Source organism: Lachnoanaerobaculum saburreum DSM 3986 (assembly GCF_000185385.1).
Lineage (GTDB): Bacteria > Bacillota > Clostridia > Lachnospirales > Lachnospiraceae > Lachnoanaerobaculum > Lachnoanaerobaculum saburreum.
Genome location: NZ_GL622296.1, coordinates 2,927,273 through 2,938,253, shown reverse-complemented (window position 1 = coordinate 2,938,253; position 10,981 = coordinate 2,927,273). Strand labels below are relative to the sequence as shown.

At 36.7% G+C, this 10,981-nt stretch carries 16 protein-coding genes; 14 read left to right on the top strand and 2 right to left on the bottom strand.

What is annotated here, in order from left to right; genetic code table 11:
- Positions 1-142: 142 nt before the first annotated feature.
- The 14 genes from HMPREF0381_RS13590 to HMPREF0381_RS13530 all read left to right on the top strand — a co-directional run bounded on the left by HMPREF0381_RS13590 (position 143) and on the right by HMPREF0381_RS13530 (position 10,228).
- Positions 143-961: a rhomboid family protein gene (locus HMPREF0381_RS13590; RefSeq protein WP_008752588.1), complete on the top strand. Its 819-nt coding sequence runs from the start codon at positions 143-145 to the stop codon at positions 959-961.
- 105 nt (positions 962-1,066) lie between these two features.
- Complete coding sequence (pyk, locus tag HMPREF0381_RS13585; protein WP_008752587.1) at positions 1,067-2,503, top strand: pyruvate kinase; 1,437 nt, start codon at positions 1,067-1,069, stop codon at positions 2,501-2,503.
- Positions 2,504-2,677: 174 nt separating this feature from the next.
- Positions 2,678-3,196, top strand: a complete 519-nt coding sequence (locus tag HMPREF0381_RS13580; protein WP_008752586.1) for a peptidylprolyl isomerase — start codon at positions 2,678-2,680, stop codon at positions 3,194-3,196.
- Positions 3,174-3,800 (top strand): GNAT family N-acetyltransferase, encoded by a 627-nt coding sequence (locus tag HMPREF0381_RS13575; protein WP_008752585.1) that lies wholly within the window; start codon positions 3,174-3,176, stop codon positions 3,798-3,800. Before HMPREF0381_RS13580 ends, HMPREF0381_RS13575 begins: the two co-directional genes overlap by 23 nt.
- A gap of 121 nt (positions 3,801-3,921) precedes the next feature.
- Entirely contained in the window at positions 3,922-4,800 is an 879-nt protein-coding gene (gene ispE / locus HMPREF0381_RS13570) for a 4-(cytidine 5'-diphospho)-2-C-methyl-D-erythritol kinase (RefSeq protein ID WP_008752584.1), read from the top strand.
- A 16-nt stretch (positions 4,801-4,816) separates the two neighbouring features.
- Positions 4,817-5,497: a GntR family transcriptional regulator gene (locus HMPREF0381_RS13565; RefSeq protein ID WP_008753611.1), complete on the top strand. Its 681-nt coding sequence runs from the start codon at positions 4,817-4,819 to the stop codon at positions 5,495-5,497.
- Positions 5,497-6,546 carry a D-alanine--D-alanine ligase family protein gene (locus HMPREF0381_RS13560; protein ID WP_008752582.1) on the top strand — a complete coding sequence of 350 codons (1,050 nt, stop codon included), beginning with the start codon at positions 5,497-5,499 and terminating at the stop codon, positions 6,544-6,546. Before HMPREF0381_RS13565 ends, HMPREF0381_RS13560 begins: the two co-directional genes overlap by 1 nt.
- A gap of 5 nt (positions 6,547-6,551) precedes the next feature.
- Positions 6,552-7,352: a glutamate racemase gene (murI, locus tag HMPREF0381_RS13555; protein WP_040461542.1), complete on the top strand. Its 801-nt coding sequence runs from the start codon at positions 6,552-6,554 to the stop codon at positions 7,350-7,352.
- Positions 7,353-7,611: 259 nt separating this feature from the next.
- The gene (locus tag HMPREF0381_RS13550) at positions 7,612-8,058 is read left to right on the top strand and encodes a DUF1934 domain-containing protein (RefSeq protein ID WP_008752580.1); all 447 of its coding nucleotides are present in this window, start codon (positions 7,612-7,614) and stop codon (positions 8,056-8,058) included.
- 27 nt (positions 8,059-8,085) lie between these two features.
- Positions 8,086-8,667: a rhomboid family intramembrane serine protease gene (locus tag HMPREF0381_RS13545; RefSeq protein WP_008752579.1), complete on the top strand. Its 582-nt coding sequence runs from the start codon at positions 8,086-8,088 to the stop codon at positions 8,665-8,667.
- Positions 8,668-8,680: 13 nt separating this feature from the next.
- The gene (locus tag HMPREF0381_RS13540; protein WP_008752578.1) at positions 8,681-8,956 is read left to right on the top strand and encodes an AbrB/MazE/SpoVT family DNA-binding domain-containing protein; all 276 of its coding nucleotides are present in this window, start codon (positions 8,681-8,683) and stop codon (positions 8,954-8,956) included.
- Positions 8,953-9,369 carry a putative toxin-antitoxin system toxin component, PIN family gene (locus HMPREF0381_RS13535; RefSeq protein ID WP_008752577.1) on the top strand — a complete coding sequence of 139 codons (417 nt, stop codon included), beginning with the start codon at positions 8,953-8,955 and terminating at the stop codon, positions 9,367-9,369. Before HMPREF0381_RS13540 ends, HMPREF0381_RS13535 begins: the two co-directional genes overlap by 4 nt.
- A 207-nt stretch (positions 9,370-9,576) precedes the next feature.
- Entirely contained in the window at positions 9,577-9,711 is a 135-nt protein-coding gene (locus HMPREF0381_RS15615) for a hypothetical protein (RefSeq protein WP_278244432.1), read from the top strand.
- The gene (locus HMPREF0381_RS13530) at positions 9,698-10,228 is read left to right on the top strand and encodes a hypothetical protein (protein WP_242824439.1); all 531 of its coding nucleotides are present in this window, start codon (positions 9,698-9,700) and stop codon (positions 10,226-10,228) included. The genes HMPREF0381_RS15615 and HMPREF0381_RS13530 overlap by 14 nt, the downstream gene beginning before the upstream one ends.
- A gap of 84 nt (positions 10,229-10,312) precedes the next feature.
- Here the strand turns inward: HMPREF0381_RS13530 and HMPREF0381_RS13525 are convergent, their stop codons facing one another.
- Positions 10,313-10,570, bottom strand: a complete 258-nt coding sequence (locus HMPREF0381_RS13525) for a Txe/YoeB family addiction module toxin (protein ID WP_008752575.1) — start codon at positions 10,568-10,570, stop codon at positions 10,313-10,315.
- Between the two features lie 3 nt (positions 10,571-10,573).
- On the bottom strand, positions 10,574-10,831 hold the full coding sequence (locus HMPREF0381_RS13520; protein WP_008752574.1) for a type II toxin-antitoxin system RelB/DinJ family antitoxin: 258 nt from the start codon (positions 10,829-10,831) through the stop codon (positions 10,574-10,576).
- Between the last annotated feature and the right edge of the window lie 150 nt (positions 10,832-10,981).

Genomic DNA, 10,981 nt, shown 5'->3' with positions numbered 1-10,981 from the left:
CCTGCGGTACTTTTTTAAATTATTTACATAAAAGCACTATAAATGATATAATGACTTCTAAGGTTGTACGGGTTAGGCTTGGCAATCTAAATATTTGCAAGTATAAATGAACTTAAAGCATTGTATATAAGGAAGGGGAATAATGGCTTTTTTTGAAAAAATAGAAAGAAAATTTGGGAAATATGCAATCAGCAATCTTATGATGTATCTGACTGCAATATATGCTGTGGGTTTTGCCATATCTTTAGTAAATACAGATATTTATTATAACTATATGTCTCTTGATATATCAAAGATACTTTCAGGAGAGGTTTGGAGACTTATCACATGGATTATGTACGCACCGAATCAAAATATATTTTTTGCAGCCATTATGCTTGTATTATACTACAGCCTCGGAACAAATCTTGAGAGGATTTGGGGCAGCTTCAGATTCAATGTCTATATGTTCATGGGATATATATTCCTTATAATAGGAGCATTTATACTATATGCAATATATGGCAAGGCATCAAGTGAATTTCCGCTTACACCTGACAGTCTGAATATGTCCATATTTTTGGCATTCGCACTCACATATCCGGATATGACATTTTATATTTACTTTGTATTACCGATAAAGGCTAAATATTTGGCATTTGTATATTTGATTATTGAAGTTTATAGTTTTATAATAGGAGGCGTCATAACAAAGGTATCTATCGGGCTGAGCTTGTTAAACTTTGTTATATTCTATCTGATGACCAGAAATTGGAACAGAATATCACCGAAAAATGTAGTCAGACAGGTAAAGTTCAAAAATGCGGTTAAGATGAGACCGGCAGGATCTATACACAAATGTGCCGTATGTGGAAGGACTGAAAAGGATGACGATACATTGGAGTTTCGATATTGCTCAAAATGTAAAGGTAATCTTGAATACTGCTCAGACCATTTATATACACATATTCATGTAGAATAGTCTGAATACTTTGTGATGACAGTAAAACATTTTGTAAATGTGTCTTGATACATTTCTAAATGAGTGGTAGTATTTCGGTTTGTAGAAAGATAAAGAGGAAAAGAAATGAAAAGAACAAAAATTATATGTACTATGGGTCCAAATACAAATGATAAAAAGCTTATGAAAGATATGGCAATTGCAGGAATGGATGTTGCCAGATTTAACTTTTCACATGGTGACTATGAGGAGCATTTGGGCAGATTAAATATATTAAGAGAAGTAAGAGAAGAGACGGGAAAAGAGGTGGCCGCACTTCTTGATACCAAGGGACCTGAGATAAGAACAGGTTTGCTTGAGGACGGAAAGAAAGTTACTCTTGTTGCCGGAAATGAATATACACTTACAATAAATGAGTGTGTAGGAAATGACAAAAAAGGCTTTATCAACTACAGCGGTCTTAATGAGGATGTAAAGGCGGGAGACAAAATACTTATAGACGACGGTCTTATTGCACTTGAAGTTATAAACGTGGAAGGACCGGATATCCATACCAAAGTTTTAAACGGCGGTGAGCTTGGAGAAAAGAAAGGTGTTAATGTACCCGGAGTTTCAATAAAGCTTCCGGCACTTACACAAAAGGATATAGAAGATGTAAAGTTTGCCTGTGACAACGGCTTTGAGTTCATAGCGGCATCTTTTATAAGAAACGGTGATGCCGTCCGTCAGATTAAGGCTGTCATAGAAGAAAAGCATGCAAATATCCAAGTTATCTCCAAGATTGAAAACCAGGAAGGTATTGACAATATGGATGATATCATTGAGGCAAGTGACGGTATAATGGTTGCCAGAGGTGATATGGGTGTTGAGATAGATGCTGCAAGGCTTCCGTTTATTCAAAAGAAACTTATTGAGAAGTGTTCGGTGGCAGGCAAGCCGGTAATCACAGCTACACAGATGCTTGATTCAATGATCAGGAATCCAAGACCTACAAGAGCCGAGGTTTCAGATGTGGCAAATGCCATTTATGACGGTACAGATGCTATAATGCTTTCAGGAGAGTCTGCAATGGGTAAATATCCGCTTGAGGCACTTAAGATGATGGTTAAGATTGCCAAGGAGACCGAGATGCATCTTGATCATACACAGTACAGAAATAGAAAAGTAAACAGGATGGATAAGAAAAATATCTCAAATCAGGTCGGATATGCAGCGGTTTCCACAGCGGATCAGCTTGATGCAAAGGCTATTATCGCTCCGTCTATCAGCGGATTTACTACAAGGATGCTTTCTAAATGGAGATCGGCTATTCCGGTTTACGGTATGAGCCCAAGCATCACTACAATCCGTCAAATGCAGCTTCAATATGGCGTAGTTCCTGTATTTGCAAAGAGAGCAGATACTACCGATGAACTTATAGAGTCATCTATAGATATTCTGAAGAAAGAAAAATATCTTAAGTCGGGAGATCTTGTGGTTGTTACGGCAGGTATCATACCGAAGAAGGCCGACAGAGGGCCGGCAAGATATACCAATACAATGCAGGTCGAGACTGTAAAATAGTATGAGCAACATAGACTTTAAAAACTATATTTTTTAGTTAAGGTCTCATATTTTTATACAAAAACAGATTAAGATATGTTAAAATATATTGATGAATGATCGAAAGACTCAATTATAAAGTCACAAAGATGTTTACATCTGTGTGACTTTATTGAGATTAAAAAGGAGAATCATATGAAAAATCCAATAGTAACATTGACAATGACAGACGGCTCGGTAATCAAAATTGAACTCTACCCTGAGGTGGCACCAAACACGGTAAGAAACTTTATAAGTTTGATCAATAAGAAATTTTATGACGGTCTTACTTTCCACAGAGTAATTAAGGATTTTATGATACAGGGCGGATGCCCTCAGGGAAACGGTATGGGAGGTCCTGACTATCAAATTAAGGGTGAGTTCAGCCTGAACGGATTCCAAAATGACTTGGCACATACAAGAGGAGTTATATCAATGGCCAGAGCTACGAGTCCGAACTCTGCCGGATCACAGTTTTTTATCATGCATCAGGATGCACCGCATCTTGACGGATCATATGCGGCGTTCGGTACTGTAATAGAGGGAATGGATGTTGTAGATAAGATTGCGTCGGCTGACACAGATTATAGGGACAGACCGAACAATGAACAGAAGATTAAATCTATGACGGTTGACACATTCGGCGAAGAGTATGCAGAGCCTGAAAAGTGTTAATATCAGTGGAAAGCACTGTGATATAGTGATTTCCGATGAGAATGTGGCTCTATGGGAGGCTTTTAACTCCCATAGAGCCACAATTGCAATACTTGGCAATGAAAATATAGATATATCGGTTTCAAAGTATGCAGTACTTGACTATGCCGATATAGACGAAAAATATTTGGAAATGGTGGCTTGCAGATATCTACATATACCGCTGTGTATCGGGAGGATAGATAATATAAAAATTCGTGAGCTGTGTGTGGATGACTTTGAAATTTTATCGGGATTTGAAGAGTTTCCGTTTGACAATAAGAAAGAATTACAGGAATATATAGATTTTCAATATGATTTCTACGGCTATGGACTGTATGTATTTGAAAATGATAAGGAAGTGATGGGACTTGCAGGCTTTTATAATGAAGATAACAGCTGTTTTCTTTCATATGTTATAGATAAGAAATATCGAAGAAGAGGCTATACTTTCAAAGTTTGTGAGTATTTACTAAAATATATTCATAAAATATATGATATAACAGAGGTATGTATAAGGACAGATATCTCTAATGTAGCATCTATAAATTTAGCTGAGAAGTTGGATGTAATTATAGTAAATTGACTGTATAAGTATAGTTTTGCGACTGACGGTTAGAATAACCTAACTGTTGTTTTTATACAGTTTTTAATGTATAATTTTAAGTACAAAATTTTTGGCACAGAAGAGAACAGAGGTTTAGCGGATGAAGGTAAAGGCATGTGCAAAGATAAATTTATGCTTGGATGTATTATCAAGGCGGCCGAACGGATACCATGATGTAGAAATGGTCATGACAAATGTTGATATTGCGGATGTACTTGAAATAAGAGAACTTGAAGAAAAGAAGATATCACTGATATGTAACAATAAGGATTTGGCAACGGATGAGACCAATCTTATATACAAGGCGATAGTACTGTTACAAAGGGAAACAAAAAGAGATTTCGGTGTAGAGGTCAGACTTGAAAAGAATATTCCGATGGAAGCAGGTATGGCAGGCGGGAGTGCCGATGCGGCGGCTACACTGAAGGCGGTGAACGAGTTGTTTCAACTGGGTATAAGTACAGACAGATTGCTTGAACTTGGAGCCTGTCTTGGAGCGGATATACCGTTTTGTATAATGGGAGGCACAGCTTTGGCGGAGGGTATCGGAGAGAAACTGACAAAGCTTAAGCCGGTGCCGAAGTTGAAACTTTTGATTGCAAAGCCGAAGGCCGGACTTTCAACAAAGTCGGTATATGAAAACTTGGATATTGATAATATGAACAAGACCGGGTTCAAACATAAGGATGTAAGAGAGATGGTTTCAATTATTGAAAGTGATGAGGCTGATGATATTAAGACCTTGCAGATAGCTAAAGCACTTAATAATATTTTGGAAGTACCGTCTTTGAGGCTGTTACCTCTTATTGCAGAAATCAAACAGATAATGAATGACAACAATTGCTTAGGCAGTCTGATGAGCGGAAGCGGAACAGCTGTTTTCGGCATCTTTGATAATGACAGTGATATACTGGGGGCAAAAGCGGTACTGGAAAAAGACGATAGAATAAATTATATAGAGACTGCAACTACTGTTTAGATAGATGGAGGGTAAAATGACAGATTTTTCACATGCAGATGTAGATGAATATATGCCGTTAAGAGATGTGGTTTTTAAAACCTTGAGGCAGGCAATCCTTCGAGGAGAATTACAGCCGGGTGACAGACTTATGGAGATAGCACTTTCAAAGAAACTTGGAGTATCAAGGACTCCTATCAGAGAGGCTATGAGGATGCTTGAACTGGAAGGTCTGGTACTGATGATTCCAAGAAAGGGTGCCGAGGTGGCAGGTATCACCGAAAAGAGCCTAAGAGATACACTTGAAGTTAGAAGAGCACTTGAGGAACTTGCGATAGAGCTTTCCTGCACCAAGATTTCAGATGATAAAGTAAAAGAACTTGAGCAGGCTGAAGATGAGTTTGTTAATTCTATAGAAAATAAAGATATTATTGATATTGCACGTGCAGATGAGAAATTTCATGATATAATATTTGAAAGCACAGGTAATGATAAACTGGTGCAGATGATCAATAATCTACGAGAACAGATGTATCGTTATAGACTTGAATATGTTAAGGCGGAAGCTACAAGAAATCAGCTTATGAATGAGCATGAGATGATACTTAAGGCACTGAAAAGTAGAGATAAGTCGGAGGCTAAGAGAATCATTGCCGAGCATATAAACAATCAGGAGGTCAATGTTTCCAAACAGATTAAGGAAGCACCTACAAAGTAATGAGGAGATTAGTAATAATATTTGGAGGCCGGTCATCTGAACATGAGATATCTGTAATATCCGCCACCAATGTATCAAAGCAGGTAGATACCGATAAGTACGAGCTTATACTTGTCGGTATTACAAAGGAAGGCAAATGGCTTAAGGTAGACAGCATATCTTCAATGGAAGACGGAAGCTGGTTAAATTCAAAAACAAGTGCATATATTTTGCCTGATGCGACAAAAAAGTGTATAATGGTAGAGACGGGAGGGGAGTATAAAGAAGTTCATGTAGATGTGGTTTTTCCGGTTTTGCATGGGCTGTTTGGTGAAGACGGAACTGTTCAAGGTTTGCTGGAACTTGCAAAAATCCCCTATGTCGGATGTGGAGTGCTTGCAAGTGCCGTAGGAATGGATAAGCTTTATACAAAACTTGTAGTGGACAAGCTTGGAATAAGACAGGCGGCATATGAGGCGGTACTTGACTATGAAGTCAGGGAGAATTTATCAGACAAGATAGAGAAAATAGAAGGCAGATTTGATTATCCTGTATTTATAAAGCCTTCAAATGCAGGTTCTTCAAGGGGGGTTTCAAAGGCTTTAGACAGAGAGGAACTTAAAAAAGGTATACTTGAAGCACTAAAGCATGACAGAAAAGTCCTTGTGGAGGAGACTATTGTAGGACATGAGGTAGAATGTGGAGTGCTTGGCAGGCCGGGTGATGTGACGGCAAGCGGTGTAGGTGAGATAAAGTCGGCTGCAACTTTCTATGATTATGATGCCAAGTATAAGCTTGATTCACTGACTTTGCTGGATTCCAAGCTCCCGGACGGAGTAAGAGAGAAGCTTCCGGAGTATGCAAAAAAGATTTTTACAGCCTTGGACGGCTTCGGACTTTCAAGAGTAGATTTTTTTGCAAGGGAAGACGGAGAGATTGTATTTAATGAGATAAATACAATGCCGGGATTTACAGCAATAAGTATGTATCCTATGTTATTTGAGGCTGCAGGTATCGGCAAAAAAGATCTTATTGACAGACTAATAGAATTAGCCTTTGAGAGAAGGTGATTTCTTTGAATTTACCTATAGGAGTATTTGATTCAGGTGTAGGCGGACTGACAGTTGCAAGGGAAATAATATCTCAGATGCCGAATGAAGGTATTGTATATTTTGGTGATACGGCCAGAGTTCCATACGGATCAAAGTCTAAGGATACAGTTATCAAATATTCCCGACAGATTGTAAATTTTTTACAGACAAAAAATGTAAAAGCTATTGTGATTGCGTGTAATACCGCCAGTGCTTTTGCACTTGACATATTAAAGACAGAGATTAATATACCCATTATAGGTGTTATCCATGCAGGTGCCATAACCGCAACTAAGACTACCAAGGTAGGCAGGATAGGAGTGGTAGGTACTAACGGGACAATATCCAGCGGGATATATGAAAAGACTATTCATGAGATAAATAGCGAGCTTGAAGTAATACAAAAGGCCTGCCCGTTGCTGGTTCCGCTGGTGGAGGAAGGGCTTATCAATGACAGTGTTACAGATGAAATCATTTCACGATATGTCAGTGAATTAAAGAGCAGACATATTGACAGTTTAGTATTGGGATGTACCCATTATCCTTTACTATATAATACATTTAGGAGGATTATGGGTGAGGGGGTTTCCCTTGTAAATCCTGCATACGAAACCGCAAAGGAATTGAAATCTTTGTTAATACGTGAAAACTTATGTGCCGGTGACGGCGAAGTTTTCCACGAGTTTTATGTCAGTGACATGGCAGAAAGATTTAGTGATTTTGCATCTTCTATTATGCCCGGAATTGTAAAAAATACAGGTATAGTCAATATAGAAGAATTTTAAAAAACATTAGGCTTTGCAGAATGCATACAATGGATTGGCTAGGCAAGAGTATACACATGCAGACAGGCATTCTTTGTTGAGCATAGTTATCAGTTTTTTATTTAAGGTTATTTTATATAGAATAGTGGGGAGATACATTTTTCTAGTAAACTATCATTCTTTTATTTTAAACTTGATATTTGCATAACAACCGGTGGTAGTTTTAGGGTTGGGTGGAGACCGCATTGCGGCTTCTGCTATAGTTTTAAGGTAGAAGATTATGAAAGAATTTGTAGATATTGAGATTAGCGGTGCTCATTTGAGGTATGATGAGAACGATCCGATTGCCGTAAATATTTCAGGTAATCACTATGTAGATGGTGATACGCATAAGATAACTTACGTGGAAGAAGCCCAAGGTTTTGATGAAATTATCCTTAATACAATAATAGTAAAGAAAAATAGGGTTGAAATTATCAAAGAGGGTGTGGTAAATTCAAAGATGGTATTTGCCAATAACAGTAGGTTTAAAGTAACATATGACACTCCCTTTGGCAGATTGAATATGGAGACGGAGACAAAGCTCCTTTTGATCGATATGAATAAAGATGAGATAAATATCTATATTGAGTATATACTCTATATAGAAGGAGATCGTGCATCAAATTCAAAAATGAGAATTCATATAGTTGAAGCGGTTGACAGAGTTGATAATAAGGGTGGGTGACCGCCCTTATTTAGTATAAGGAGGACTATGAATAAAAAAATACAGGTTTCATTTAATTCACCGATTATCTTAGGATTTGTAATTCTAAGTTTTATAGTATATATAGTGGACAATCTTACAGGAGGATTTTCAACAAGACTGCTGTTTAGTGTCTACAGATCATCTTTTATAAGTCCGTTTACATATCTTAGATTCTTTGGTCATGTATTGGGACATGCCGGCTTAGACCATTTTCTCGGGAATATAATGCTGATACTTGTAATAGGACCTATGCTTGAAGAAAAGTACGGTTCATCAAATATACTTTTTGTAATACTTGCCACGGCACTTGTGACAGGTTTGGTTCATTTTTTTGTATTTCCAAATGTGTATTTACTTGGTGCAAGCGGTGTAGTATTTGCATTTATACTGCTCTCATCCTTTGCAGGGTTTAGAGACGGTAAAATTCCGTTTACATTTATTTTGGTGGCACTTTTGTACATAGGACAGCAGGTATATCAAGGAGTTTTTGTACAGGACAATATCTCAAACCTGACACATATACTGGGAGGCATAGTAGGTGCCGTACTTGGGTATATTATGAATAAGGAGAAGATGAACAGGTACTGAATAGGAGGTGTTTATGGTTAATAATACTTTTATAGATAATGCCAAGGTGATGTCAAAAGGACAGGTTACAATTCCGAAAGATATTAGAGATATTCTTGGAGTTTCTTTTGGAGATAGGGTGACATTTGTTGTAGAGAACGGAAGCGTTAGAATAATCAATTCTGTAATATATGCAATGGAGAGGTTGCAAAAGCAGATGGAGGGGGAGGCCTTGAAAGCAGGACTTAATTCAGAAGAGTCGGTTGTAGATTTGGTTAGAGAAGTCAGAGCAGACGGTGAAGAACAATGAAGATACTTATTGATACCAATGTATTGATTTCTGCTATACTCAGCAATAGGAGTACACCATATAAAGCATTTGTAAAAGCTGTTACATATCCAAATCATGGTATGATATGTGAACAGAATATAGATGAAATGCGTAGAATTTTCAATAGAAAATTTCCAACAAAAGTAAGTGCATTAGAGATATTTTTATCGCTTGCATTGACAACACTTGAAGTTGTACCTATCCTGATAATAGAGTATGATATAGAAGGAAAAGTCAGAGATAGTAAGGATAGACCGATACTTAGAGCAGCTATAAATGTCGGTGCAGATATATTATTAACCGGAGATAAAGATTTCTTAGAGTCCGGTATAGAGGATCATCCTAGAGTAATGACAGCTTCAGAGTTTGTAGAAATGCATGGTGATAAATGAAAACAAAATACAAGCTTTTAATAATATATATCTTAATTGATGTGTATATGAGCTTTGTAAATAGTAGTGTAAGGGGCTGGCTAATGATATTATAGAAAATACAAAAGTGTTAGAATTATTTACCGGAGAGCAATATCCGGAATTTGTGTCAGTACAGATACCAAGCTTAGGCAGTAGATTGTTAGAGGAGATAACAAATTAATTTAATTGGAATATTTGGGAGAGAACGGTATGTACTTGGATATAAAAAAGGTATTAGATATTCTATCTGAGAAATCTGTGCAAGAAATTTGTAAGACTACTGAGTGTAGCGGTAAAGATGAGATATATGATGATTATTGATAAAAATAAATTATATGAGGTATATTCAATCAGTGATGATAGTTTTACTGTGGGGAAGTTTATATATAGGGATGACAGTATATATGTATTTAAGGCTTTTGATGAACTGGGGAGAGAGGCAGGGATCTATACATTTAAAAAAGATATGGTAAGATCATTCCTTTCAGATACGGAATACTTAAAGAAAATGGAAGTATGCATAAGGTATTGGGAAGATAAGAATATTCAAAATGTGGCTATGGACGGTATTGACAGTGAGACATCTGTTGAGAATATATTGGATTATATTACTTCAAGCAAAGTTATAGCTACTATAATGACTTATTCTGATGAAGATATATATACAGGATTCGTTTCAAGAGAAGGTACTTCATTTGTAAATATAGAATGTATAGATATGTCAAATGCAGGTATATTTGCTAAAAAAGAAATAGAAATAGAGAACATATGCTTTATTGAGTTTAACAGTGTGGAAAATGATGTACTTTTGTATGCATACAATCAGCTGAATAATTGAGACAGCTTTGAAGCAATATTTATAAGATGATTTTGTAAAAATAATACAGCTGTCACAGATTGAATCTGTGACAGCTGTATTGGCTTAAATATAGTGACCGCGACAAGAAAGAATTTCTAAACAGCCGTTTGATATTCTATAGATAAGCCTATTTGTATCATCAATGCGTCTGCTCCAAAACCCGCTAAGCTCACCTTTAAGAGGTTCAGGTTTACCAATTCCGTCATAGTTACCACGTTCTATATCTTTAATTAATCCGTTAATTCGCTTCAGAGTTTTTCTATCTTGAACTTGCCAATACTGATAGTCCTCCCATGCTTCATCAAACCATATTTTATGCATAGTCTACACCTCTACCAATTCATGCTCTACACCAAGACCGGCATTAAGGGCTGCAATTCCCCTACGTAGATGTTCCATATTACTCTCACAATAAAACGGATCTATGGAAACCTCAAAAGGTATTCGATGTTCTCTACCCATTTTCTTGGCAAAGATAGTGAAAGCTGCACTCATAGAGAGTCCAAGTTCGCTACATACGCTCTCCATTTTTTTCTTGTCGGCTTCATCCAGGCGAAAGTTCACATTTACAGTCTGTGCCATAAAAATCTCCTTTCTTTTTTATTATAGTATAGCACTTGTAAAGAAAAATACAAGTAAAACAATATAAAATATAACTATCATTTAAAAAACCATAAATAAATGTTCATTTATATATTTCTCTTTAAAAATATGATATAATACAGTCAATAT